We start from the raw sequence: 24,767 nt of genomic DNA on the forward strand, positions 1-24,767 counted from the left end.
AAACTAGCGAGTTGGTATCGTTATCACTTGTTAATATTATGTAACATATAAAATCGTTTAATGTTTGACTTGGTTTATCCCGTCAATAACTATTGTTATACGTTATAAGGAGTTAATAACAACAATGAAAATATCCCGCTTTTTATTAACAACAATACTGCTTTTACCATTATCGAGCGTGGTTGCAAGTGATTGTTTACAGCAGATCTCTATTGATGAACTGACACATTTAAAAACCAATAAGTTTAAAATTGATGATGACAGTACCCGCAACAAGTTAGCGCTATCATTAGTCAGTTGTTTATCTCACCCAAATCCTAGTATTAGAGACGGTATTACTTATGAGGCCTATAATCATTGGCTGCGGAACGGGCTTCTTAATCAAAAGACGATAAAAACACTATTAGTTACATTGCAGTCAATACTGTCAAACGTTTCCAAAGACACTCAAGGCTTCGAACAGCCATTTGCCGCTTTAGTGTTATCGGAAGTCGTCCGTGTTGATCGCATTACCCCTTATTTAAACAATGATGAAAGGCAAATTTTAATCGATATCACCACAGACTATATGGAAAAAATTCGTGATTATCGGGGGTTTAATGTCAAAGAAGGTTGGCGACATAATGTTGCTCACACTGCTGATATATTCTTACAACTCGTACTTAACAAGTACATTACAGAACAGCAATTCAAGCAAATTTTAGCGGCAATAAAAACACAGATAGCGCCAGACAATACGTTTTATACCTTTGGCGAGCCGAAGCGTTTAGCCATGCCATTTATTTATATTGTTTTGCAAAATAAAATAGCGCTTGAAACGATTACACAATGGCTCAATGAAATCGCATCTTCTGCACCATTTGATAACTGGCAATCAGTATATAAAAGTGAACAAGGGTTAGCGAAATTACACAATACACGAAACTTTTTAAACAACGTTTATGTGATAACGCGTGATAGTAAAAACTCTCAACTTCAAGCCATTCAGCCAGCGTTGTTAGCGGCCATTAAGCGAGTTAACTAAGTAATGACTGTGCCCTGCGCTTAGCGGCGATAGGGCTCACCTTTACCCACCAAAACAAATACATAATGGCAATCTTGGTTAATGCGCTCGTTATCGCCAACACGAGTAATGGCCAGCCATTGGTGATTCCCATACTGAGAGCAAATGCAATTGTTGACATATCCATCATGAAAATAAATTGACTCATTTTAATATCAACAGCGCCTGTTTCGCCTGACAATAAAATAACCTTAATTTGATGCAAGTAACCTTGCGCGATAAGCACAGAGATAACCAATATCATCACTGTAGCAATATATTGCCCTTGATCGTCTATATCGCTTCCGACAAATAACCCCACCAATGCCAACAGTAACGTGCTAGTTGCGACACTAACACAGACAAAACTTTGCTTGGTTTTTCTCTCTCGCCAAATTTCGAATATGATAAGCAAGACCAACACTGCCGCGATCAGTCTTGGCCAAACAATGTAATGATTAAAAGGTGATATTGAATAGCCATAAATAAAAAAAGATAAGTAAGCTAAGTAACTAACCGCAAATTGATTTAACGACAGCAATGCCGTTGCTTGCTCTTTGTTACGCTTAAGGTGTTTACGCTGCCAAATCGTTTGTAGCTGAGAAAAAACACCGAACAAACTCACAAAAATTAATACGCTGTTAAGCGCGCCAAAAAAGTCATATGCAGACATTTCACAACCATGTAAACACTATAATTGTCGACAATAATAATTAATTAAACCTAATTTATCTACATAAACGTAACAAACCCGATGAATTTGTCGACACCAGGTTATATACAATATCGCCCCAACATAGTGCACCACACGTCGTAATCTTGTGCATAAAGTACTATAGGTACATCATCTTAAATAATTTTATATATATAACAGATAGTTAACTTTAGGCGTAACTTTTGCAAATGCTTTAGATAAACAATTTTGTTGGAAAAAGTATGAAAAGCCTTGAAGCGAATTTTGATGGTATTGTTGGCCCTACTCACAACTATGCTGGGTTATCAGAAGGGAATGTCGCCTCTTTATCTAATGCCAAAGCCAGCTCTAATCCTAAGCAAGCGGCTCTTCAAGGGCTAAAAAAAATGAAAGCATTGCATGATATGGGGTTGGTGCAAGGTGTCATCGCACCACAAGAAAGACCAGATATATATGCGCTTAAACGCTTGGGCTTTACTGGCACTGATGCACAAGTTGTTGATGCCGCCTACAAAGTATCGCCAGCAATTCTGGCATCCTGTTGCTCAGCATCGTCCATGTGGACAGCCAATGCTGCAACAGTCTCTCCATCTGCTGATACGTTAGATGGAAAAGTTCATTTCACTGCTGCCAACCTAGCTAACAAGTTTCATCGTTCATTAGAGCCTGAAACCACGACTAATATTTTACAAAGTATCTTTAACAATGATGACTATTTTTGCCATCATCAACATCTGCCAGATAACGAACATTTTGGTGACGAAGGTGCAGCAAATCATACGCGCTTATGTACACAATATACTGACACAGGTTTAGAAATATTTACCTATGGACGCAATGCCTTTCGCCGCAATATGCCTGAACCAACCAAGTTCCCAGCAAGACAAACTAAAGAAGCAAGCCAAGCAATAGCCCGATTGCATGGTGTATCAGATAAAAACAGTGTATTTGTTCAACAAAACCCAGCCGTCATTGACCAAGGGGTTTTTCACAATGATGTTATCGCGGTCGGAAATCAAAACGTGTTGTTTTACCATGAACAAGCATACCTCAACACCGCTGCATTTAAACAAGAAGTTATCGAAAAGTTTATGGGAGATTCGCTCTACTTTATTGAAGCAAGTACAGACGATGTATCAATCCAAGATGCGGTCAATACTTACTTGTTTAACACGCAATTAGTAACCCTGTCGAATGGAGAAATGGCAATAATTGCCCCAATGCATTGTCAGGAAAATAGACGGGTATTTGATTATGTACAATCGGTTGTTGCTGCAGAAAACCCCATTACAAAACTCGCCTTTTTTGACGTTAATGAAAGTATGAAAAATGGCGGAGGCCCCGCATGCCTGCGTTTACGTGTCACGCTAACACCTAAAGAATTATCAGCCGTTAATTCAAACTGCATTTTGAATGACGATTTATATATCAAACTTGTTGCCTGGGTAAATAAACACTATCGCGACCAGTTAGTGCTTAACGATTTACGCGATCCTCAACTCGTTATTGAATCAAGAACGGCACTAGATGAACTTACGCAATTGCTAGCGTTAGGCGCTGTTTATCAGTTTCAGCGTGAATAAACGTTTAACCAGAATTTTATTAAAATTTAATGCTAATATTTTGAAAAGAATGAAAAACTTGATACGTTAACGCTAATAACGATAGAGAGAATATTAGGATAGATTCTTGGATTATTCAGCTTGGATTAAAAAAACATTTCCTGTAACAAAAACAGTACCACAAGATACAATTGAAGATTATGTTTCAGTGGCTAAAGCTAGCACTAAACTTTTAAGAGAGTCTGTAAAGGTAACCGCATTTTTACTTGTTGTTATCCCCTTTAATTTATACCTAAATTACCTCACCAAAGGCACAGTATTTGGTCTAGCATACATACTGCTTAGCTTTACTTCTTTTGGAGTAGGCGGTTTTATAGCCCTTTATTTTGAGCAAAAAACAATAAAAAGTCGCCTAAGAAAAATCATCAAATCAAGGTATGAATGCCCTCCCGAAACTTAGTTTCCGTAAACGCTGTTCACCTTTCAGTTAGATTTTTCAACGCTGACAATCTCGAATCCCACTGATTTGTTAATTCAGCAATAAACTGCTCAGCTATTTTTAGCCTATGTGCATCAAGCGATACATGCGTCTCTCTGCCTTGTTTTGACAATGTCACTAAATTTGCTGATACCAATACTTGTAATTGTTTTCTAGCGCCCTGACGCGTTACACCTAAATTATGAGACAATTCACCAATAGTATTAACATCACCATTTGCTAACCGCTGAACCATCTCAAGCCTGACAGGGTCACCTAGCGCTTTATAAATATTAACAGCGTCCATTTATTTACCTTTTTAGAAACATTGCTAACTTATCGAGCATAAAGTCCCACCCCTCAACATTACCCTTATACGATGCTTCGATAACCTCAATAGGTAACTGCGCAAACCCTGACTCAATAAGCGTTACCTTGCAGCTATTCGCTGATAATGCTTCAACATAAAACTCAACCAAGGTATTCGGCACCAATAATACATCGCCACTGTATGGACTAGCGCCCGGCACCCAACGATAAGCAAAATATTCATGGGGTTTTGCATCTTCAACATAAACCTGACTTTTACCGCATTCGTCAAAATTAAATGCGACTTGCTCGCCAACTTGATAGTTACCTTCTATTGATTCAGGGAACCACATTACGACTTGTTTAGGGTCAGCAATCGCAGAATACACTCTTTCTTGTGATGCATTAATCAATATTTCTCGTTTAATCTCATTTTGCATAATTGTTACCGTTGTTATCGTGAGTACATAAAGTAAAGCATGGTATAAACAAAAAGCAACCATTTGGTTGCATAAATATTAATTTTTGCCAATAGATGAAACTAACCCTATGAATTAAATTAATAATTAATAATAAAAATTTCTTTATAGCTAATTCGTAACAGCCCTTGCTTGAATGTAGCATCCTTGTCACAATGAATTGTTATATAATCACAATAAAGAGAAACAGCACATGATCAGAAATGCACTCCTTGTCATCGCGTTTATATGTATTTGTATGCCCAATGTCTTTGCTGCTGAAGCAAATAACAAGCGCGCAGAATATATTCGTGAAAACTACGCAAAATATGAATATGAAATACCAATGCGAGACGGTAAAACGTTATTTACTGCTGTTTATGTCCCCTATGATGTCAGCAAACCGTATCCGATTTTAATGCAGCGCACGCCTTATTCGGTTGGGCCTTATGGTATTAACAAATATCGTTCAAGCTTAGGGCCATCTGAAGCATTTGAAAAGGATGGCTTTATTTTTGTTTTTCAAGATGTTCGTGGACGCTTCCGCTCACAAGGTACCTATGACAATATGCGACCACAGGACGCTTATAAGCGGGGTAAAAAAGCCATTGATGATGCAACAGACACCTATGATACTGTTGAATGGTTAGTAAAAAATATCGATAACAATAATGGTAACGTCGGTATGTATGGGGTTTCTTACCCTGGTTACTATACGTCAGTTGCCTCCATCAATGCCCACCCTGCACTAAAAGCAATTTCTCCTCAAGCGCCTATTGCTGATTGGTTTTTTGATGATTTTCATCGAAATGGTGCTTTCGCATTACCCATGGCATTTGTTTTTTTTGACCGATTTGATAATTTCCCAACAGAAAAGCATAGTCATTGGCCAACCGGTCAAGACATGGCGACACATGATGGTTATCAGTTTTTTCTTGATTTAGGTCCGCTATCTAATGTAAACGACAAATACTTTCATCATAAACGTCCTTTTTGGGATGACTTAGTTAACCACCCAAATTATGACGAATACTGGCAATCACGTGATTTGCTACAACACTTAGGCAACACAAAGCCCGCGACATTAGTTGTTGGCGGTTGGTATGACACTGAAGATTTGTATGGTCCTTTAAAAACCTATCAAACCATGTCACACAACAACAAAAAAGATAACGTGCAGTTAGTCATGGGACCTTGGTATCACGGGCAGTGGAACCGTGGTGATGGCTCAAAAATGGGTGAGGCAGACAACGGCTTTAATACCAGTGCTTGGTTCCAAAAAAATGTGTTATTACCTTTCTTTAAAGAACATCTAAAAAAAGCTGACAGTGCAAATATCGCCAAAGCAACCATTTTTGATACCGGTGCAGATCGCTGGCATCGATTTGGCACTTGGCCACCAAAAGCCGCTAAAAAGCAAACACTGTATTTAACGGCTAACGAAACAATTAGCAACGAAAAACCAACAGCAAAAACTAGCTTCTCAGAATATGTTAGTGACCCAAATAAGCCAGTACCACACTCTAAAGCAATTGGTCGCGGCTGGGATCGTCCATACATGGCAGAAGACCAGCGTTTTGCAGCGCGTCGTCCAGATGTTTTAATATTTGAAACTGCGCCATTAACGGAAGATTTAACATTAGCAGGTAACATCGACCTAAAGCTTAAGTTCAGCACGTCTCAAACCGCAGCAGATATCATCGTTAAGCTTGTTGACGTATTTCCTGCGAAAAATGAAAACACCAATAAACTTGATAAAGAGCTTGGCAACCGTCATGAGTTGGTTAGATGGGGTTCTATTCGAGGTCGTTTTCGTGAATCAATGAGCGAGCCTAAGCCGTTTAAAGCTAATGAAGTAACACCGGTTAACTTTGAGCTGTATGACGTAATGCACACCTTTAAACGCGGTCACAAACTGCAAATTATGGTGCAAAGCAGCATGTTTCCTTTCTTAGATCGTAACCCACAAAACTATGTGGATAATATCTTTAAAGCAACAGCAACTGATTTTGTTAAAGCTAATCATCGTATTTACCATCAAGCGGATCAAGCAAGTACCATTGAAATTTCAGTCATGAAATAACCTTGTCGTGCTAAGGCCACTTTCTTTCACACGAAAGTGGTCTTTAATAAATGGGGTCAGGTACATTTAAGCGTTAAGGTTCGGCAACAGATTTGGGTCTTCCTCTCAAACCTGAGTTAACCCGCTTTCCTGTTAACATTTCTATGGTCGATTTAAATTTATCGTCTCCTAACGTAATTCCTTTGTTTACGGAATTCCTAATGCATTGTTCATCACTCTCATTCATAGAAAATGTAAATAGCGTTTTATAGCTCATTTGCCTTTGTACATCAGATTGACCTAACGCGATATATTGTTCGTGCTGAGTACATAAACTAGAATGCTTTCCTAACGCATTTATTTGATAACTTGACCAAGGGTAATTGGCCGGTTCTTTGACCATACCAGCCCTAACAGGGTTTAATTCGATATAACGATATACCTCTAATAAATAATTATTGTCCTGAACTAAACAGGATTTAAACCTCCCTTCCCATAAACCTCCTGTCCTTTGATAACTGTGATTAAAGTATTGTACGTAACGCCTGCCCAATCCTTGCATCATTAAACTGACTCCCTTGGGTTTAACAGGAGTGCACAACAAATGCACATGATTGGTCATCAACACCCAAGCGTGAATTAAAACATCTGACTTATACGCATAATGCTTAAGCCAGTTTAAATAGGCTTTATAATCTTTTTCCTGATAAAAACAGGATTGACGATTATTTCCGCGTTGAATAACGTGCTGTGGAATATTGGGTAAATCTAGTCGAGGTAACCTTGCCATACATATCATCCTTGATATTTATATAAAGCTTACAGTGTAGTTGACCTGTGAAATATTTCTCTGTGTAAACACATTAAATTGCAAATAGAAGGATTAATGGGGTCAGGTACAATTTACTTATAAGCTAAATAAAGCAACGGTCTTTGTTTTGTATAATTTCGATAATGTACCTGACCCCATTAATTAAAAAAAGCCGTTAAATGTTAAACATCTAACGGCTTTTTCATTTAACAATTAACTTAATGAAATTCGATTTTAGCCACTTCTACGTTACCATTAAACGTTGCGGTTTTAACATCACCTCTACCTTCAACATTGACAGTATTGGTTTGGCTAGGCCAAATATCACGTAATGCTGAGTGCTCGATTGTCAGGCCTCCAAGTAACACAGGCTGTTTAGTTTCTTGGTAAACCCAAAAGAACTTGCCGTCAACTTCAAAACCAACAGAGCCAAGTGCAAGTGCATTACCTTTATCATCTTTTAATGAAAAACGAGTCATTACATATTCAAAAAAGCGCTGTTGCGTTTCTTTGGATTTTATAATGTCGGCGTTCTTACCAAAAATATGCTTAACGGCATGTTCTGCATCATGTAAATAAAACCGATGGCTTACTTCAATGTTTTCTGTTCTTGGATTAAACAATACTGTGCTAATCGCAGCCTTTTGCTGGTGAGCTAACACTGTATCACTTAGTAACACCATACATAACATTAAACACTTAAATACAAATTTCATATAAAACCTAATTAGTTATCTTTCTCTTGATCTTTTTTATCATCATCTGATTTAAGTTCAGTTTTAATATCATGCATGATATCTCGACTTACTTTAGCTGATGATTTCTTACGCTTATAGCTCTCGATACGAGAAGGAATAATGCGACGTGGGTAATGGTTATTCTCAACATCTACGTCTGCAGTTTCCCAACGAGGATCAACAGTAATACTGACTAAGTTTTTATCTTTCTCCGTTACTATTAGCTTACTAACCGCTTTAGGAGAACGGCGCCAGATCTCAGCAGGAATACGCATCATTTCTTTACTACCATCTTCAAATGATAGCTCTAGAATGATAGGCATTACTAAACCACCCTTGTTTGTAAAATCTAAAACATAGTAGTTTTTGTCTTCTTTTACAGCGCGTGTGAATACTTCACGTTCCCAGTCTTTTAAACCTTTTAAGTACTTCTGGTACTTATTACGTTCTTTATTGGTAACAGTGAAGCGATCATTTTCGTCATAGAAATCTTTAATGTCAGGGAAACGTTCAATCCATAATTTTTTACCTTCCGCTTTATTACGCTCATCGGTAAGTGATTTAGGTTTATCTAACTCTTGTTGACGTTCGCGAGCAAAATCAATATCAGGATCTTCTGTATCTAAACGTAGTTTATAAACACGATCTAATGAAATATCGACATGATCTGTTGAGTAGAACCAACCACGCCAGAACCAATCAAGGTCAACACCAGAAGCTTCTTCCATTGTGCGGAAAAAATCTGATGGCGTAGGACGTTTAAACTTCCAACGTTGTGCATACTCTTTAAACGCAAAATCAAATAATTCACGACCAAGAATGGTTTCACGTAAAATATTTAACGCTGCCGCAGGTTTAGTGTAGGCATTAGGGCCTAAGCGTAAAACGCTGTCAGATTGCGTCATAATAGGTACTTGGTTTGAAGACTTCATGTACCCAGTAATATCGCGAGGCTCTACCCCCCAAGGAATGCTAGGATCCCATTCACGACCAGCAACACCATCTAAGAAGCTATTTAACCCTTCATCCATCCATGTCCATTGGCGCTCATCAGAGTTTACAGTCATCGGGAAATAAATGTGACCGATTTCATGAATGACCACACCAATCAAGAAGCGCTTTTCAGCTTGCGAATAAGTACGGCTACCATCGTCACGTAATTCAGTACGTGGACCGTTAAAAGTGATCATTGGATATTCCATACCCCCCACAGGACCATTTACTGACTGTGCAGTTGGGTACGGGTAATCAAATGAGAAACGGTTGTATACATCCATTGTGTGAATGATTGATTCCGTTGAATACTTCTTCCATAAATCGCCACCTTCTTTCGGATAAAAAGACATCGCCATTACAAGAGGAGTTTCATCGTTGTTTTGTTTGAAGCCACGCGCATCCCACATAAATTTACGTGATGAAGCCCAAGCAAAGTCACGAACGTTATTAGCTTTAAACTTCCACGTTTTTGTTTTGTTCGTACCTTCTTTTTCGTTTTCTAACGCTTCTTCTTCAGTCACGATGAAAACAATACGCTCAGCATCTTCAGCTTGTTCTAAGCGTTTACGTTGCTCGCTTGTTAATACTTTTTTAGGGTTAGCTAATACACCAGTTGAAGAAACGATATGATCGGCAGGTACCGTCATTTCTACTTCATAATCACCAAACTCTAGTGTAAATTCACCGCGACCTAAAAACTCTTTATTAGTCCATGCTTCGTAATCTGTATATGCATGTAGACGTGGATACCATTGCGCTAACAAAAAGATATCGTTGCCACCTTCACGAGCATCATCTGGAAAGTGCTCATAACCAGAACGCGCTGAAACCGCATCTTCTTCAACAATATTAAAGCCAAAATCTAATGAAAAACTCGTTTTCTGTCCTGACTTCAATGGTTTATTCAGATCAATACGCATGTTGGTGCCAACAATAACGTAATTAAGTGAATTACCTCTATTATCTTTAACATTGCTAATGGTATAGCCTAATTCACTGTCACCAATAAATTGTTGGCGACGCAACGCCGACAAGCTTATTTTACCGCCTGAGGCCTTATTACCACTAAATGTAGAAGATAATTCACTTAATGAATCTTGTTTAAAAATATTTTGGTCTAGTTGTAACCAAAGATACTTCAATGTATCAGGAGAGTTATTAATATATACAATTTCTTCGCTACCTTCTAAACGGCGTTTTTCTTCGTCAAGGGTAACTTTGATATTATAATCAACTTGTTGTTGCCAATAGCGGTGACCTGGCTCACCTGCAGCGTTACGATACACATTAGGTGTAGGTAACACTTCATCTAACTGCCGGAACTTATCTTCAAAGTCCCCTTTGGTTTGCTTTACAGAGCCGTACGCCGATAAAGATGCGGTACAGACGAGCAAAGCTGCCAATGTTATCGTTTTTTTAATCATGATTATTCCTGCTCACTACTTGAGGATCCGTACACAAAAGCTATGTATACGAAGTGCTAAGGCGTGCTTAACTTACTGATAAACTTCAATATGAAAAAACAGCTCTTAGATAATAAAACAAATAAGCACTAAATTCAGCGCTTTCTAACAAGAAAAAGCCGCAATTCGTCTCATTTGTTATAACATAACAAAAAATAGTCATGTTTATTATCTATTTGTATTATTTTAAAAAAGCCCCTTAGAGGTACCCTTCTGGGTTATTTACTTGCCAGCGCCAAGTATCTTCTATCATTTGCTCAAGGCTACGTGTCGCCTGCCAACCTAATAGCCGGTTAGCTTTATCAGCATTTGCCCAAAATGCAGCTAAGTCTCCTGACCGGCGAGCACCTATTTCATAGCGAATATTTTGTTGACTGACTTGTTCAAATGCGCGAATAATACTTAACACTGATAACGCTTTTCCTGTTCCTAAATTAAACGCTTCAACGCCGGTAAAACCTCGCTGTTTATTCAACCACTTTAACGCCGCAACATGACCTTCGGCTAAATCCATTACATGTAAATAATCACGTTCGCAAGTGCCATCTAGCGTTTGATAGTCATCACCAAATACTTGTAAACTTTTACGCTTACCTACCGCTACTTGTGCGATATAAGGTAATAAGTTATTGGGTACGCCTTGAGGGGCTTCTCCTATTTGACCACTTTCATGCGCTCCAATAGGATTAAAATAACGTAAAGATATTGCGCGAAAATCACTATCAGCTTTCGCGACATCATTCAACATACGCTCAACCATCACTTTACTTGCGCCATAAGGACTAGAAGCCTCTCCTAATGGCATAGTTTCAATATAAGGGACATTATTATCACCACCATAAACGGTTGCAGACGATGAGAAAATAAAATGTTTCACCTTAAATGTTGCCATAACCTCTAGTAAACATAAGGAGCCATTTACGTTATTTTGATAATACGCCAACGGCATAGTTGATGACTCTCCAACCGCTTTCAATGCCGCAAAATGGATCACTGCATCTATATTGTGCGCACAAAAGAGCTCCGCTAATGCCGCTTTATCTTGAATATCACCTTTAACGAAAGTCACCTTTTTATCGGTTAATTTTTCAACACGACGGATAGATTCAATACTTGAATTAGATAAGTTGTCGAAAACAATAACGTCGAAATCATTATTCAACAGTGACAAAACCGTATGTGAGCCGATATAACCGGCACCACCTGTTACTAAAATATTCATTACACTTCCCTAACTCATTAGTTTACTTCAGTATGCCTAAACGCCCCTTGTGACGCATGGCAAATATAGATATCTGCAACTAAACCAAATCGTTGTGGATATTGAATGTTGACTTGCTCAATCACGGTATCAACCAAGTCTTTCGGCATAATAACAACTACGCAGCCACCAAATCCACCGCCTGTCATGCGCACGCCGCCTTGATTGCCTATCTGTTCACTAACAATGTCAACTAAGCCGTCCATTTCCTTGGTTGTAACTTCAAAATCATCACGAAGTGACTGGTGTGATTCCGCCATCAATTGACTTAATGCTGGCATGTTTGACGCTTTAAACGCAGCTAATGCGGCAACAGTACGTTCATTCTCAGTGATCACATGTTTAGCGCGACGAAACAGAACCTCCGACAACTTATCTTTCTCTGCTATTAATTGTGACAAGGTTACATCACGTAACGCTTTGCAGTTAAAATGATCAGCAACTTGCTCACACTGTTCTCGACGCAAATTATACTCGCTATCAACTAAACCACGTTTTACATTTGAATTGATAACCAACAGCGACAAACCTTCATCAATTGGCGCATCTTCAAAACTCAAATCTCTGCAATCTAGCAACATTGCATGGTCTTTTTTACCCATCGCAGAAATTAGCTGATCCATAATGCCGCAATTACAACCGACATATTCATTTTCTGCTTGCTGACCCATTTGAGCAGCAGTAACGCCATCGAGGTCAAGTTGATACAGCGAGGTAAACGTTTTCAATATCGCCATTTCAAAGCTAGCTGACGAACTTAACCCAGCTCCTTGAGCAACATTGCCCGTAACAACAATATTTGCACCGCGAAGGTTTGGATATTTTTCCATTAACGCTTGAACAGAGCCCTTAATGTAATTACACCACATATGTTCAGTGTCAAAACTAAATTGATTTAATACAAATTCTGTAGAGCTTTGACCAAAATCATGAGAATAAACTTTGACAAGTTGATCTTCACGCTTTGATGCCGCAATCGTAGTGCCACAATCAATAGCGGCAGGAAAAACAAAGCCATCATTATAATCAGTATGATCGCCGATAATATTGACACGAGCTGGTGCATGACAAACCACATCAGGTTCGTGTTGATAACACTGCTGAAATAGCACTTCAATTTTATGATTTTCGCTCATTATAAAAGCTCCTTATAATGGGTTTCTGGCAAGTTCTTTAACCTTTCTGCTGCCTGCTCTGGGGTAAGGTCACGCTGAGCCTCGGCTAACATCTCATAACCAACCATGAATTTTCTCACCGTTGCAGAACGTAAAAGTGGCGGCAAGAAACTGGCATGTAATGTCCACTCAGGATATTGCTTTCCATCATAAGGTGCACCATGCCAGCCCATTGAATACGGAAAGGAGCATTGGAATAAGTTGTCATATTTCGTTGCTATTTTTTTTAAAATATCAGCAAGAGACGCTTTTTGCGTTGACGTTAGTTCAGACATTCTTGAAACAGAAAATCGTGGTAACAACAACGTTTCAAATGGCCACGCTGCCCAGTAGGGTACAACCACCACCCAATCGTCATTTTTCACCACAACTCGTTGTTCTTTTGTAAGCTCTTTTTCAACATAGTCATTTAAGAGGTTACTTTGATATTGAGAAAAATAGGCTAATTGTGAATGGCACTTCCGTTCTGCTAATGTTGGTATTTGTTGCTGCGCCCATATTTGCCCATGGGGATGAGGATTAGAGCACCCCATCACAGCACCTTTATTTTCAAAAACTTGTATCCATTGGTATTTTTCACCTAGCTCAAGACACTGGGCTTGCCAGGTATTAACAACATGAATAATTTCTGCAACGGATAGTTCCGGTAGTGTTTTACTGTGATCAGGAGAAAAACAGATCACGCGGCTTTCACCTTTCTCTGTCGCCATTTTAAAAAGCGGATCATTGCTTTCTACATAAGGCGTACCGGTTTTTAACGCTGCAAAGTCGTTATTAAAAACAAACGTTGTTAAATAGCGCTCATTTACTTTACCATTTATACGCGTATTTCCAGCACATAAATAACACGTAGGATCATGAGACGTGGTCTGCTGCTGTGAAACAGCTTCCACTTGCCCTTGCCAAGGGCGTTTAGCACGGTGTGGCGAGACAAGCACCCATTCATTCAATAAAGGGTTATATCGGCGGTGCGGGTGCTCTGTCGGATCAAATTCAACTGTCATGATTGCATTCCACTATATTAATTTGCCCCAAAATGTAAACGTTTTCCCTTTTTATTGCAACCTTAGTTTCAAAGGCTAATTTTAGAATATTGCTCACTATGTAAAGCTTAGATATACTGCTCTTAATATAAGCACTTAAAAAATGTAAACATTTACAAATGTCAACAATCAAAGATGTAGCTCGTGTCGCAGGCGTCTCCGTAGCAACGGTTTCGCGCGTTGTAAATAATGGTCCTAAAGTAAGCGCAAAAACAAAAGAAAAAGTCCGTAAAGTCATGTGTGATCTTGGCTATACGCCTAATGCCAATGCCCGCGCACTTGTTACCCAAAAAAATACGACTATTGGTGTTGTTATTCCTGACATCACCGATCCATTTTTCGCTTCTTTAGCCAGTGGCGTTGAACAAATAGCTAGAAAAAATCACATGCAATTGTTGCTCAGTACAAGCGAAATAAATGCAGCATCAGAAATGCAGGCTATTCAGTTATTAATTGAACGTCGATGCGATGTGATGGTCGTGCATAGTAAAGCACTCTCCGACTTGCAACTTATCGACCTTAATAAGAAAATTAAAGGTTTAGTGATCATTGATAGAGTTATACCAGGCATTGAGCAACAATGTATTTGGTTGGATAACGAAGAAGGCGGAAAGATCGCTGCTCGTCACCTTTTAGCACTAAATCATACTGCGCTAGCTTGTATCAGTAGCCATTATCCAATAGATGATCCTGCCTTAAGGTTACGCGGTTTTCAGCAAGTATTAGCTGAACAAGTAGTTCCGCTTAAAGAAGCATTAATTGATCAGCAAGAACCATCTTTAAAAGGTGGAGAAATCGCAGCACAAAACTTACTCGCAAGCGGCGAAACCTTTAGCGCGGTCTTTGTGTATAATGACGCTATGGCAATTGGCGCAATTTCAACACTAGAAGACAATGGCTATCATGTGCCCAACGACATTTCAGTGATTGGTTTTGATGACGTATTACTTTCTCGATATTCCCGTCCAAAACTAACTACCCTGCACTACCCAATTGAAGCTATGGCTAAGCAAGCAGCTGAACTAGCATTACGTTTAGCCGATCAAAACGAAAGTGAAACAACAGTTGCCACACTTAAGCATGTTCCTCGGCTTGTTAAGCGAGAGTCTACAACACGAAAAAGTAGCTAAACTTAATAAACACACTAGGTGTATCGTTTTTTACCATATCACTCTATCTAGAATGCACTTTCGTTAATCTAATTTACTATGTTAAGACGAGATAAATCGTCATTACTTTCCACATTGGAAACTAATAGGATTAGACATGAACAAACAAGAACAGGATATTTCAGTGCAAGAGGCTAAGCTCGTACTCGATAATTTAGCGGATATAGATATTAACACCAATAAGCTGATCAGACCCCCAATTTGGCTTACCGGCATTATCGCTTTTTTCTACGGCATGATGACTTTTTCTTGGGCAGCGACACGTCACGAAAATTTATGGATGTTAGGTCTTATTATCTCCGCTGTTGGTTTTTTACTTGCTGTAGGTTTTTATCTCTATACCAGCCAGTTGCTAGGCGTTAAACCAAAAATTTTATCGAAAAGCAAAAAAAAATGTATCTTCCATTTTTCAACCGCAATATTTTTTGCGGCTGTAATTATTTTTTCGCGTATTTTTAGTCTCAATGACCTAGATTACCTTACCTATATAGGTGCCGCTTTAAATGCAACGGTCCTCGCGTATTTGTTGCACTTTCATTCAACAGGTCATTACATAAAAAAGAAAGGTGAATAATGACTATGTCGAAATTTGATCAACTTATTCACGCACAATATCGCTTACAAATTTGCGCAATTTTAGCCGCTACAAGTGAAATTGAATTTAAAGTACTGCGAGAAAAGCTCGAGGTAAGCGATTCAGTGTTATCAAAGCATTTAAAGTCATTGGAAGAGGTAGGTTATATCAATGCAATTAAACGTTCAAACATGGGAAGACAACGCACATGGTTATCGCTAACAAGTCTTGGGCGTGAAGCCTACAACGGTCATTTAATGTCATTACGTAGCATAGTAGGCAATATTTAACGTTTAACCTTGTCAAACAACGTTATATTGATCTTCAAGTGTATTATCTAGCTTAATCTAACGTTGTTCTATACCTTAATATAGAGAGTAAACCAGCAAAAAAGATAAATGCAAACATCGCATAAAACTCTTGATGCAGATGCGACCAATCTGCGCCTTTTAACATCACACCTCTGACAATGCGTAAGAAGTGCGTTAATGGCAATACTTCGCCAGCATATTGCGCCCACAAGGGCATGCCACGAAACGGAAACATAAATCCTGACAATAAAATCGACGGCAAAAAGAAAAAGAAGGTCATTTGCATTGCTTGCATCTGTGTTTTAGCGATAGTCGAAAAGGTAAAACCTAAAAACAGATTAGCGATAATAAACACTAAAACCGCCATTAATAACAATGCGATATTACCGACAAAGGGCACGGTAAAAAGCCATGTTGCAGCAAGCAGTATAATAACGGTTTGTACACTACCAACCAGTACATAAGGTGTGATCTTGCCAAGCATAACCTCGAATGGCCTCGCCGGCATAGCAAGAATGTTTTCAAGGTTTCCCTTTTCACTTTCTCGTGTCATCGCCATTGCCGTAATCATAACTGATGTCATGGTTAAGATAACCCCCAGTAAACCGGGCACAATATTGTATTGGGTAATACCTTCCGGGTTGTATTTACGGTGTATAACAACATCAATATTAGCTGAACTACTCTTTAGGTACGCTAAAGCGCCCGTGTATTCATGAACTAATGCACTTTCTACAATTTTTGTCGCTTGTGCTAATGCGTTTGAAGAAGCACTGGGGTCAGATGCATCTGCTTCAATCAATAATTGAGGGTGTTGTTGACGAATTAACTCTCGTGTAAAGCCAACTGGGATTTGAATTACAAATGAAGCATCTCCAGTCAATAAAGCGTCGTTTGCAGCTTTAGGCGTATCAACCTGGTCAATAAAATGAAAATAATTAGAATGCGCAAAACCATCAATTATTGCCCTAGTTATTGATGTATTTTCTTGTGCATATATAACCGTTGGTAATCGTTTAGGGTCGGTATTAATAGCAAAACCAAACAGAATTAATTGCATAATAGGAATCGCGACCATCATGGCAAATGTCATCCGATCTCGGCGCATTTGAATTAATTCCTTCAGTAGAATAGCCCAAACTCTGGAAACACTATTCATTGATAACCTCGTTTATCAACGCCTGCATCTGCCATTAGAGAAATGAAAACGTCTTCAAGATCAGGTTCAATAGGTTGCCATTGCATGTTTCGATATGGATCACGCTGTAAAGTTTTATCAAGCAATTGACGGTCTTTGCCACTTACATGGAGGGCAGAACCGAAATATGAGGCACTTTGAATACCCGGCTCTTTTTTTAATGCTTGAACATAATCTCTTACATGATCACCTGTCGCCCGATAAGTTACTAACTGACTATGAGCAATAACCTTTGTCACGCTGCCTTGTGTTATTAGTTCACCATGAGCTAAGTAGGCAATTTCATCACATCGTTCTGCTTCATCCATATAATGGGTAGAGACCAAAATTGTCATACCATTTGCACTAAGCGCATGGATTTGATCCCAAAATTCACGTCTTGCTTGTGGGTCTACGCCTGCTGTTGGTTCGTCAAGTAATAACAGTTTAGGATTATGCATAGTGACAGCGGCTAGCGCTAAACGTTGCTTCCACCCACCAGATAATGTACCTGCTAATTGATGTTGACGCTGTAACAACCCAAGCGACATTAAGGTATCATCTACCACCTTTTTAATCTGCTTTAGGGTATAGACACGAGCAACAAACTCTAGATTTTCGCGAATTGTTAGATCATCCCAAAACGAAAACTTTTGTGTCATGTAGCCAGTTTGGCGTTTAATTTTATCTGCTTGCTTAATTATATCAAAGCCAAGACATTTTCCTTCCCCAGCGGTAGGATTAAGCAACCCACAGATCATTCGGATCGTTGTTGTTTTTCCTGAACCATTGGGCCCTAAAAATCCCCAAACCTGTCCTTTCGGCACCGCTAAACTTACGCCATTTACTACCGTTTTATCGCCAAAAGATTTTACTAAACCACTTACATCTATCGCTAAGTCACTCATAATGTTATATCCACAGGTTGACCTTGACGTAATGCGGTTTCACCAACAACATTTGCTTCAACTAAAAACACTAACTTGTCGCGATTTTTTTTACTATAAAGTACTGGCGGCATAAAACTGGGCTCTTTAGCAATGTAACTAATCTTTGCTTTTTGTTGGTCGCCAGCATCACTATCTAACATTACAGTTTGGCCTATTTTCAGCGTTGAGAGTTGCTGCTGTGGTAAATAAAATCTCACCTTAACCTGAGAGGTACTCGTTATTGCCGCAATCGGTTGACCTTGGGAAACAAACTCTCCTTCACGAAAATACACTTGCTCAACAGTTCCCTCATTGCCTGCAATAATATTTCTACGATCTAACTGCCATTGAGCAAGCGATTTTTGTGCTATTGCCTGTTCTACTGCCGCAAATGCTGCTGTAATAGCTGCTCCTCTAGCAGGTAATTTTTGTGAAATGAGTCCTTGTTGAATTTCTTCGACTTTTGCTCTTGCAGCTTGATATTCAGCACTCGCATGGTCAAGTTCTGCTTGTGATGTAAGATTTTGTTTTAATAATGCTTTTTGCCTTTCAAAGATGCGTTGAGCTTCATCAGTTATAACTTGTTGAGCCCTAAGCGCTTTCTCACTAACAGCAAGTTCTTCTGGCCTTTGTCCTGATAATAAATTTTCATACTCTGCTCGCCTTTGTTCTACAAGGCGAGTTGTTCGCGTGAGCGCTATTTTCTGCGCCTCATTATCTAACGAAGCAACAGTTAACGTCGCATTTACTGGCATTCCTTCTTTGAGTGATGAGTGCGATAAATATCCAGATTCTGGCGTAATTACATAATAATTTATTGCTTCGATATACCCGGTGAGCGATTGCTTTTTAACTGCTTGTTCACAGCCAAATGATAGCGTTAAAAACAACAGTAAAATTAGCAAGCTTAGCTTTGACATTCTCTTTCCTTATTTTTATGAAAACTAACAATTATTATTTACCGTTATCAAGCGTAAAGTTATCGTAGTAGCTTGCACTTATGTTCCTTTTAGATCTTTAATCACTAACGTCTGGCATGCCTTGCGTAATGAGTTCAGATACAGGTATTGCGACAATGTGATATATATTACGACCATGTTCATTCTTATCTGGTATCATTACCGCACGAATATATAAGTAATTATGCCCTTGTATTCGATCAAATTTAGTAAAGCGCTGTACTAACTGACCAAGTCCACAACTATGTTTGATTGAATCAAAATCCTGCTGCGACATAAATTCAGTGATGTGATCTGTCTCAATATTTATTTCAATATGCGCATGTTTATTGATCCGTAATAACTTACCGTCTTCATCTACAACAATAAATGGTACAGGAAACTTATTCGAAGATTCGATATGTTTTCGTGGAGGTAATCGCGATTGAAACCCTTCAAACGCATTGACTAACATTACTAACTTGCCTGATGATTCATCGATTCGCGGTAACTGCATACATAATACTTTTTTCGCGTCACCACTTGGAAAAAAGTCCCACTCTGAGCTAATTTCTTCTTCACCAGCTTGCAACCTTCTTTGGTAACTTTGTAGCCGTGTTTTTACCAAGTAACTCATGCCTGAAAAATCACGCTCTTCTAATTCTTTTTTTGAAGATGCCTGCCAAAATTCTAACGCACTTCTGTTTGCCCATTTAATGCTGTTATTTTCAAAATCCCAGATCCAAGAAGGGTGTGGTCGTGCCTCTAGTTGAAATCGTTCGTTTTGCGTAAAAGGAAGGCATAATTGATTACAAGGATTGTTACTCTTATTGTTCGTATAGCCTTCAATCCAGTTGGCTAATGCATCCTCTTTAACTCCCTTACTGAACAAAAAACCTTGTCCATGAACAGCGCCAGCTTCAAGCAATACAGAACGCACCATACAGGTTTCTATGCCCTCAACCACACAACGCATACCTAAATCACTACTTAATTGTAAGATTGAATTTACGCCCGCCATACTGGTTTTATCGTTAATCAATTGAGACGTTAACGAATAATCAATTTTGATCTCGGAGAATACTCCTAATCTTATCGTTTCGAGTGTAGAAAAGCCGGTCCAAAAATCATCCACGGCAAGTAAAATACCGTACTCATGTAATTTTTGCAGATTATTGACACTATTTTCACCAAAGATCCCTGCGGTTTCTGTTACTTCTAAAACAATTTTACTCATATCAACTTCATATGCGTTAGCAATACGAATAATATGATTTGCGAATTTTTCTCGACATAAATCGTTAGCCGAAATATTTAACGAAAAGTGTATGTCAGGAGCAACTCCCTGAATACTAGAGAGCAGCGTTAAAACTCGTTCAAATAAGTGGAGTGTCAGAACATGACATTGTTTTTCTTTTTCTAACAAAGGGATAAAATGGTACGGTAATAAATCACCATATTCAGGATGGTGCCAGCGTGCCAAAAACTCAAACCCAACCAATTCGAAACTTTCCAAATCTACTTGTGCTTGCGCAACTAAATAAAATTGGTCTTTTTCTATAGCACTTAACACTTGCTCCAGAGTAAATTGAGGCACTGCTATCCCTAAGTTTGTCGCTAATTTATTGCCACTTTCTTTATTATTTTGACTGGTATCTCGCATGTTATGCCTCACAACAACTATTTTTTCTTCTAAGGATAGCTTGTCTCTACTCAATTGTGTAACGCTACCCCATTATCATAAACCGCTCAAGCAATACCATGATTTGCCCTGCACCATCATGTACACTGCTACTAAAATTTACCGTATGCACCTTCCAACCATCTTGCACGTACTTGTGTAAAATGCTGCCCAGATCCTCAGGTACATGACCATTTATTGACATTGAATATATGTGCGAACAAAAACTAATGGCATCTCTAACGAGGTAATTGCAACCGTAACGTTGTTGGCGATTTGGCTGCAATCGCAAGGCTTAGGATTAGGATTAGGGAAAATGCTAGTGAAGCAAGCTGCAGTCTGGGCAATAGCGCGCGACTGTCGATTATTACACTTAGAAGTTTTTGACAATAACACCTATGCCAAAGGCTTTTATCAAAACTTAGGGGTTAAATCTAAAATACTTAATATGATCAAACCTATATAAAATATGGGTTGAAAAAAAGCGCTTGTAAAAACGTGTGTAATCACAAGAGAGGCGGAAATTACCTAAACAAGCGCTAAAATCAAATGAAATGCTACAATTGCATTTCCTTTACCTGATCACTTACAACTAACTCGCCTTGTGTTAACGATTGAATTTGTTCAATCGACACACCCGGTGCATATTCAAGTAAGTGGAATTTTCCATCAATAATTTCAAGGTAGGCTAAATCCGTTAATACCTTTTTGATACAACCTTTACCGGTTAGCGGTAACGTGCAATTAGCCAGTAATTTAGATTCACCATGCTTTGACGCATGTGTCATAGTTACGATGATATTGTCAGCACCAGCGACTAAATCCATCGCACCGCCCATCCCCTTAATTAATTTTCCAGGGATCATATAAGAGGCGATATTACCGTGAACATCAACTTCAAACGCCCCTAATACCGTTAAATCAACATGACCACCACGGATCATGGCAAAGGATTCAGCACTCGAAAATATTGATGCGCCTTTTACCACTGTTACCGTTTGCTTACCTGCATTGATAAGATCAGCGTCAATTTCATCTTCCGTAGGAAATTGTCCCATACCTAGCAAGCCGTTTTCCGATTGTAACATCACTTCCATATTGTCTGGTACGTAGTTTGCCACCAAGGTTGGAATGCCAATACCTAAATTTACATAAAAGCCATCTTGTAACTCTTGTGCAACACGTTTTGCCATTTGTTCTCGCGTTAATGCCATTTTAATTCCCCTACCCTTGCCTAACGGTGCGTTGTTCAATGCGTTTTTCAAATTGTCCTTGAATTAGTCGATCAACATAAATTCCTGGTGTATGGATCTCATCCGGATCTAACTCGCCTGCAGGTACAATCTCTTCTACCTCTACCACAGTAATTTTCCCTGCTGTTGCCGCCATGGGGTTAAAGTTACGGGCTGTTTTGCGATAAACCAAATTACCATAAGTATCGGCTTTCCAAGCTTTAACAATGGCAAAATCACCGGTAATACTTTCTTCCATAATGTAAGGGCGACCATTAAATTCACGTACTTCTTTTCCGTCACCGACAGGTGTTCCATAACCAGTTGCAGTAAAAAATGCAGGTATCCCCGCACCACCAGCACGCATCTTTTCTGCAAGTGTGCCTTGAGGTGTCAATTCAACCGTTAACTCACCATTTAGCATTTGTCGCTCAAACTCGGCATTTTCTCCTACATAAGAAGCCACAATTTTACTAATTTGACGATCTGCTAACAAAACGCCTAAGCCAAAACCATCTACGCCACAATTGTTCGAAACGACGGTTAAACCTGTAGTACCTTGTCGCTTAATTTCATTGATTAAGTTTTCAGGAATACCACATAAGCCAAAACCACCAGCGATAATGGTCATATTATCTTCAAGGCCAGCCATGGCTTCTTCGTAGCTAGCGACCACTTTATTAAATCCAGACATAATGACTCCTATTTCACCGTCCAACCGCCATCAAGCACAAGCGCTTGGCCGGTCATATTTTTTGCTTCATTACTGGCAAGAAATTGCACTGTTGCAGCGATTTCTTCCATGTCAATAAACGATTTTTTCGGCATTGGTGCCAACATTATTTTTTCAATCACCTCATCTTCGCTAATGCCATGTTCTTTTGCTTGATCGGCAATTTGCTTTTCGACTAAGGGCGTTTTTACATAGGCAGGACAAATCGTATTGATGGTAATATCACAATCACTCGTTTCTAACGCTATTACCTTAGAAAAACCAATTAAACCGTGCTTTGCAGCGACATAAGCGGACTTATAGGGCGACGCCACCAACCCATGAATTGAGCCAATATTAATAATTCGACCAAAGCCTTGTTCTCGCATTCTAGGTAACACAGCTTTACACGTTCTAGCAGGCCCGGTGAGTAACACGTCAACTATCTTTTGCCAAACGTTCATTGGAAATTCTTCTAGTCGTGAAACATGCTGAATTCCGGCATTGTTGACTAGTACATCAATGGGTGTGCCATTAAGCGACGTCATTAGTTGTTCAATATCAGTATCACTGGTGACATCAAGTTTAAATGCTTTAACAGCAATGCCTTGTGCTGCAAAAGCTTGTTGCGCTTTTTGTACAGCTTCTTCACTTACATCGGTGATGATCACATTGGCACCTAAGTTCGCTAATTGCTGAGCAATATTAAACCCAATACCACTAGCAGCACCTGTAATTAATACAGATTTATTTTTCATTTTTTTACTCCAGAAATTACTCTGCTAGAAAATCGCTCAACACTTTCGCTTTTTGACTAATGGTGAATAAACCATCTAAGTGGCCCCACATACCATTTATTTCTTCGTAATGGCTATTTTCGCCAATAAGATCGTGAGCTTTTTTCGCCATTTCTGGATAAAGTAATAAGTCATTTGTTGCCGGTAGAAATAGTGATTTCGCTTTAACTTTTGCTAAACTTGCTGCTAAGTCATTGTTATGACCTGCAATAAAAAGTTGGCTTGCTCTTACCAAATACAAAATATGGTTCGCATCCATGGAGTTAACACGTGCTTTAGCTGCACCGTATAACCAATCAACGACAGGAAAAGTCGCGTTAATATCGTTTAGCGCACCATCAATGATGTTTTGATGTTTAGGGTTAGAGGCGTTAAAAATAGCGGGGTGCATTGCTTCTTGTGTAATGGTAGCTAAAGAGAGCATTAACCCAGTATTAGGAGCTGTTCCCTGATAATAATCGCCATTATTCCACAAGGGATCTTGTTTAATTGGCGCTGCCCATTTTTCAAGTCCAGCAACAAGCCAAGCATCAGATTGACCTAATCCAATCACAGAAACCATACGCTCAACCATATCAGGATATGTAACCGCCCATTCGAGCGACTGCATTGACCCCATCGATGCACCAACAACAGCATGCAACTTTTTAATTCCTAAGCTTTCCACTAACGCTTTTTGTACATTGACAAAGTCACGAATAGTGACAACAGGAAAAGATAATCCATAAGGTTTACCTGTATCAGGGTTTATACTTGCAGGCCCTGTAGTTATAACGTTCTTATCAAATGCACTTGCATTGACTAAAGTATCAGAGCTAATAACATAATACTTATCAGTATCAATGGCTTTGCCTGGTCCGATAATACTGTCCCAATACCCGGGCATCGCATCTTGTTTAGTGTATTTGCCTGCGGCATGTGAATTTCCTGTAAAGTAATGCGTGATTAAAATGGCATTAGACTTTTCTTCATTAAGGGTGCCATAAGCTTCCCATCCTACATTCACCTGCTTAATTGTTTTGCCATTAAACGTAGTAAAGTTATCAAGTGTAAACTTTTGCTTTTCAACCATAAGATCCGCTGCAGATAGAGCACAGGAGCAAACAAGCAAGAATGTACAAACATAAAATCTAAAGTTCATGATATAAGTCTCTTT

General features: G+C 39.0%; 25 protein-coding genes. 8 read left to right on the top strand and 17 right to left on the bottom strand.

All coding sequences use genetic code 11. The features are described from left to right. The first annotated feature begins 124 nt into the window (after nt 1-124). A complete protein-coding gene (locus tag QUE09_RS11575) occupies nt 125-1,024 on the top strand; it encodes a DUF2785 domain-containing protein (protein WP_286232916.1) in 900 nt (299 codons plus the stop codon). Here the strand turns inward: QUE09_RS11575 and QUE09_RS11580 are convergent. Next, entirely contained in the window at nt 1,017-1,715 is a 699-nt protein-coding gene (locus tag QUE09_RS11580; protein WP_286232917.1) for a hypothetical protein, read from the bottom strand. The genes QUE09_RS11575 and QUE09_RS11580 overlap by 8 nt on opposite strands. 263 nt (nt 1,716-1,978) lie before the next feature. Here QUE09_RS11580 and astB point away from each other — a divergent pair, with 263 nt between their 5' ends. Together astB and QUE09_RS11590 are read left to right on the top strand one after the other, a co-directional pair. Then, nucleotides 1,979-3,319 (top strand): N-succinylarginine dihydrolase, encoded by a 1,341-nt coding sequence (gene astB, locus QUE09_RS11585; protein WP_286232918.1) that lies wholly within the window; start codon nt 1,979-1,981, stop codon nt 3,317-3,319. Nucleotides 3,320-3,425: 106 nt separating this feature from the next. Continuing rightward, nucleotides 3,426-3,758 carry a hypothetical protein gene (locus QUE09_RS11590; RefSeq protein WP_286232919.1) on the top strand — a complete coding sequence of 111 codons (333 nt, stop codon included), beginning with the start codon at nt 3,426-3,428 and terminating at the stop codon, nt 3,756-3,758. A 16-nt stretch (nt 3,759-3,774) separates the two neighbouring features. On the opposite strand, the gene QUE09_RS11595 is transcribed toward QUE09_RS11590, so the two are convergent. Beyond that, on the bottom strand, nt 3,775-4,083 hold the full coding sequence (locus QUE09_RS11595) for an ArsR/SmtB family transcription factor (RefSeq protein ID WP_286232920.1): 309 nt from the start codon (nt 4,081-4,083) through the stop codon (nt 3,775-3,777). 4 nt (nt 4,084-4,087) lie between these two features. Then, nucleotides 4,088-4,525: an SRPBCC family protein gene (locus tag QUE09_RS11600; protein WP_286232921.1), complete on the bottom strand. Its 438-nt coding sequence runs from the start codon at nt 4,523-4,525 to the stop codon at nt 4,088-4,090. A 232-nt stretch (nt 4,526-4,757) separates the two neighbouring features. Here QUE09_RS11600 and QUE09_RS11605 point away from each other — a divergent pair, with 232 nt between their 5' ends. Then, nucleotides 4,758-6,626: a CocE/NonD family hydrolase gene (locus tag QUE09_RS11605; protein ID WP_286232922.1), complete on the top strand. Its 1,869-nt coding sequence runs from the start codon at nt 4,758-4,760 to the stop codon at nt 6,624-6,626. Nucleotides 6,627-6,699: 73 nt separating this feature from the next. Here QUE09_RS11605 and QUE09_RS11610 read toward each other — a convergent pair whose 3' ends face one another. The 6 genes from QUE09_RS11610 to QUE09_RS11635 all read right to left on the bottom strand — a co-directional run bounded on the left by QUE09_RS11610 (nt 6,700) and on the right by QUE09_RS11635 (nt 14,052). Beyond that, a complete protein-coding gene (locus QUE09_RS11610; RefSeq protein ID WP_286232923.1) occupies nt 6,700-7,395 on the bottom strand; it encodes a transposase in 696 nt (231 codons plus the stop codon). A 239-nt stretch (nt 7,396-7,634) separates the two neighbouring features. Then, complete coding sequence (locus QUE09_RS11615; RefSeq protein WP_286232924.1) at nt 7,635-8,132, bottom strand: DUF6702 family protein; 498 nt, start codon at nt 8,130-8,132, stop codon at nt 7,635-7,637. An 11-nt stretch (nt 8,133-8,143) separates the two neighbouring features. Then, complete coding sequence (locus QUE09_RS11620; RefSeq protein WP_286232925.1) at nt 8,144-10,573, bottom strand: M1 family metallopeptidase; 2,430 nt, start codon at nt 10,571-10,573, stop codon at nt 8,144-8,146. A 238-nt stretch (nt 10,574-10,811) separates the two neighbouring features. Further along, entirely contained in the window at nt 10,812-11,834 is a 1,023-nt protein-coding gene (gene galE / locus QUE09_RS11625; protein ID WP_286232926.1) for a UDP-glucose 4-epimerase GalE, read from the bottom strand. Between the two features lie 17 nt (nt 11,835-11,851). After that, complete coding sequence (gene galK, locus QUE09_RS11630) at nt 11,852-13,009, bottom strand: galactokinase (protein WP_286232927.1); 1,158 nt, start codon at nt 13,007-13,009, stop codon at nt 11,852-11,854. Then, nucleotides 13,009-14,052 (bottom strand): UDP-glucose--hexose-1-phosphate uridylyltransferase, encoded by a 1,044-nt coding sequence (locus QUE09_RS11635; RefSeq protein ID WP_286232928.1) that lies wholly within the window; start codon nt 14,050-14,052, stop codon nt 13,009-13,011. Before QUE09_RS11635 ends, galK begins: the two co-directional genes overlap by 1 nt. A 158-nt stretch (nt 14,053-14,210) precedes the next feature. Between QUE09_RS11635 and QUE09_RS11640 the strand changes: the two genes are divergently transcribed. The 3 genes from QUE09_RS11640 to QUE09_RS11650 all read left to right on the top strand — a co-directional run bounded on the left by QUE09_RS11640 (nt 14,211) and on the right by QUE09_RS11650 (nt 16,124). Next, nucleotides 14,211-15,221 (top strand): LacI family DNA-binding transcriptional regulator, encoded by a 1,011-nt coding sequence (locus tag QUE09_RS11640; protein ID WP_286232929.1) that lies wholly within the window; start codon nt 14,211-14,213, stop codon nt 15,219-15,221. 136 nt (nt 15,222-15,357) lie between these two features. Then, nucleotides 15,358-15,834, top strand: a complete 477-nt coding sequence (locus tag QUE09_RS11645) for a hypothetical protein (RefSeq protein ID WP_286232930.1) — start codon at nt 15,358-15,360, stop codon at nt 15,832-15,834. A gap of 5 nt (nt 15,835-15,839) precedes the next feature. Further along, nucleotides 15,840-16,124: a transcriptional regulator gene (locus tag QUE09_RS11650; protein WP_286232931.1), complete on the top strand. Its 285-nt coding sequence runs from the start codon at nt 15,840-15,842 to the stop codon at nt 16,122-16,124. Nucleotides 16,125-16,176: 52 nt separating this feature from the next. On the opposite strand, the gene QUE09_RS11655 is transcribed toward QUE09_RS11650, so the two are convergent. From QUE09_RS11655 to QUE09_RS11670, 4 genes are all read right to left on the bottom strand, one after another. Beyond that, nucleotides 16,177-17,304 (bottom strand): ABC transporter permease, encoded by a 1,128-nt coding sequence (locus QUE09_RS11655; RefSeq protein WP_286232932.1) that lies wholly within the window; start codon nt 17,302-17,304, stop codon nt 16,177-16,179. Beyond that, entirely contained in the window at nt 17,301-18,230 is a 930-nt protein-coding gene (locus QUE09_RS11660; protein WP_286232933.1) for an ABC transporter ATP-binding protein, read from the bottom strand. The genes QUE09_RS11655 and QUE09_RS11660 overlap by 4 nt, the downstream gene beginning before the upstream one ends. Beyond that, complete coding sequence (locus QUE09_RS11665; RefSeq protein ID WP_286232934.1) at nt 18,227-19,171, bottom strand: HlyD family secretion protein; 945 nt, start codon at nt 19,169-19,171, stop codon at nt 18,227-18,229. Before QUE09_RS11665 ends, QUE09_RS11660 begins: the two co-directional genes overlap by 4 nt. Nucleotides 19,172-19,268: 97 nt before the next feature. Then, on the bottom strand, nt 19,269-20,852 hold the full coding sequence (locus tag QUE09_RS11670; protein ID WP_286232935.1) for an EAL domain-containing protein: 1,584 nt from the start codon (nt 20,850-20,852) through the stop codon (nt 19,269-19,271). 232 nt (nt 20,853-21,084) lie between these two features. On the opposite strand from QUE09_RS11670, the gene QUE09_RS11675 reads away from it, so the two are divergent. After that, on the top strand, nt 21,085-21,336 hold the full coding sequence (locus tag QUE09_RS11675; protein WP_286232936.1) for a GNAT family N-acetyltransferase: 252 nt from the start codon (nt 21,085-21,087) through the stop codon (nt 21,334-21,336). A 91-nt stretch (nt 21,337-21,427) separates the two neighbouring features. Here QUE09_RS11675 and QUE09_RS11680 read toward each other — a convergent pair whose 3' ends face one another. Genes QUE09_RS11680 through QUE09_RS11695 form a run of 4 tightly spaced genes read right to left on the bottom strand, consistent with a single transcriptional unit; the run spans nt 21,428 to nt 24,752 of the window. Continuing rightward, nucleotides 21,428-22,084 (bottom strand): CoA transferase subunit B, encoded by a 657-nt coding sequence (locus QUE09_RS11680; protein WP_286232937.1) that lies wholly within the window; start codon nt 22,082-22,084, stop codon nt 21,428-21,430. Nucleotides 22,085-22,094: 10 nt separating this feature from the next. Continuing rightward, nucleotides 22,095-22,796: a CoA transferase subunit A gene (locus tag QUE09_RS11685; protein WP_286232938.1), complete on the bottom strand. Its 702-nt coding sequence runs from the start codon at nt 22,794-22,796 to the stop codon at nt 22,095-22,097. Nucleotides 22,797-22,804: 8 nt separating this feature from the next. Next, nucleotides 22,805-23,572 (bottom strand): 3-hydroxybutyrate dehydrogenase, encoded by a 768-nt coding sequence (locus QUE09_RS11690; protein WP_286232939.1) that lies wholly within the window; start codon nt 23,570-23,572, stop codon nt 22,805-22,807. Between the two features lie 16 nt (nt 23,573-23,588). Next, complete coding sequence (locus QUE09_RS11695; protein ID WP_286232940.1) at nt 23,589-24,752, bottom strand: E22 family MetX-like putative esterase; 1,164 nt, start codon at nt 24,750-24,752, stop codon at nt 23,589-23,591. Between the last annotated feature and the right edge of the window lie 15 nt (nt 24,753-24,767).

This window comes from Thalassotalea sediminis, assembly GCF_030295915.1.
GTDB lineage: Bacteria > Pseudomonadota > Gammaproteobacteria > Enterobacterales > Alteromonadaceae > Thalassotalea_C > Thalassotalea_C sediminis.

Excerpts from the sequence above, each read along its gene's own strand:
- QUE09_RS11575 (WP_286232916.1), top strand. The coding sequence starts at position 125 with ATGAAAATATCCCGCTTTTTATTAACAACAATACTGCTTTTACCATTA.
- QUE09_RS11580 (WP_286232917.1), bottom strand. The coding sequence starts at position 1,715 with ATGTCTGCATATGACTTTTTTGGCGCGCTTAACAGCGTATTAATTTTT.
- astB (WP_286232918.1), top strand. The coding sequence starts at position 1,979 with ATGAAAAGCCTTGAAGCGAATTTTGATGGTATTGTTGGCCCTACTCAC.
- QUE09_RS11595 (WP_286232920.1), bottom strand. The coding sequence starts at position 4,083 with ATGGACGCTGTTAATATTTATAAAGCGCTAGGTGACCCTGTCAGGCTT.
- QUE09_RS11600 (WP_286232921.1), bottom strand. The coding sequence starts at position 4,525 with ATGCAAAATGAGATTAAACGAGAAATATTGATTAATGCATCACAAGAA.
- QUE09_RS11605 (WP_286232922.1), top strand. The coding sequence starts at position 4,758 with ATGATCAGAAATGCACTCCTTGTCATCGCGTTTATATGTATTTGTATG.
- QUE09_RS11610 (WP_286232923.1), bottom strand. The coding sequence starts at position 7,395 with ATGGCAAGGTTACCTCGACTAGATTTACCCAATATTCCACAGCACGTT.
- QUE09_RS11615 (WP_286232924.1), bottom strand. The coding sequence starts at position 8,132 with ATGAAATTTGTATTTAAGTGTTTAATGTTATGTATGGTGTTACTAAGT.
- QUE09_RS11620 (WP_286232925.1), bottom strand. The coding sequence starts at position 10,573 with ATGATTAAAAAAACGATAACATTGGCAGCTTTGCTCGTCTGTACCGCA.
- galE (WP_286232926.1), bottom strand. The coding sequence starts at position 11,834 with ATGAATATTTTAGTAACAGGTGGTGCCGGTTATATCGGCTCACATACG.
- galK (WP_286232927.1), bottom strand. The coding sequence starts at position 13,009 with ATGAGCGAAAATCATAAAATTGAAGTGCTATTTCAGCAGTGTTATCAA.
- QUE09_RS11635 (WP_286232928.1), bottom strand. The coding sequence starts at position 14,052 with ATGACAGTTGAATTTGATCCGACAGAGCACCCGCACCGCCGATATAAC.
- QUE09_RS11640 (WP_286232929.1), top strand. The coding sequence starts at position 14,211 with ATGTCAACAATCAAAGATGTAGCTCGTGTCGCAGGCGTCTCCGTAGCA.
- QUE09_RS11645 (WP_286232930.1), top strand. The coding sequence starts at position 15,358 with ATGAACAAACAAGAACAGGATATTTCAGTGCAAGAGGCTAAGCTCGTA.
- QUE09_RS11650 (WP_286232931.1), top strand. The coding sequence starts at position 15,840 with ATGTCGAAATTTGATCAACTTATTCACGCACAATATCGCTTACAAATT.
- QUE09_RS11655 (WP_286232932.1), bottom strand. The coding sequence starts at position 17,304 with ATGAATAGTGTTTCCAGAGTTTGGGCTATTCTACTGAAGGAATTAATT.
- QUE09_RS11660 (WP_286232933.1), bottom strand. The coding sequence starts at position 18,230 with ATGAGTGACTTAGCGATAGATGTAAGTGGTTTAGTAAAATCTTTTGGC.
- QUE09_RS11665 (WP_286232934.1), bottom strand. The coding sequence starts at position 19,171 with ATGTCAAAGCTAAGCTTGCTAATTTTACTGTTGTTTTTAACGCTATCA.
- QUE09_RS11670 (WP_286232935.1), bottom strand. The coding sequence starts at position 20,852 with ATGCGAGATACCAGTCAAAATAATAAAGAAAGTGGCAATAAATTAGCG.
- QUE09_RS11680 (WP_286232937.1), bottom strand. The coding sequence starts at position 22,084 with ATGGCATTAACGCGAGAACAAATGGCAAAACGTGTTGCACAAGAGTTA.
- QUE09_RS11685 (WP_286232938.1), bottom strand. The coding sequence starts at position 22,796 with ATGTCTGGATTTAATAAAGTGGTCGCTAGCTACGAAGAAGCCATGGCT.
- QUE09_RS11690 (WP_286232939.1), bottom strand. The coding sequence starts at position 23,572 with ATGAAAAATAAATCTGTATTAATTACAGGTGCTGCTAGTGGTATTGGG.
- QUE09_RS11695 (WP_286232940.1), bottom strand. The coding sequence starts at position 24,752 with ATGAACTTTAGATTTTATGTTTGTACATTCTTGCTTGTTTGCTCCTGT.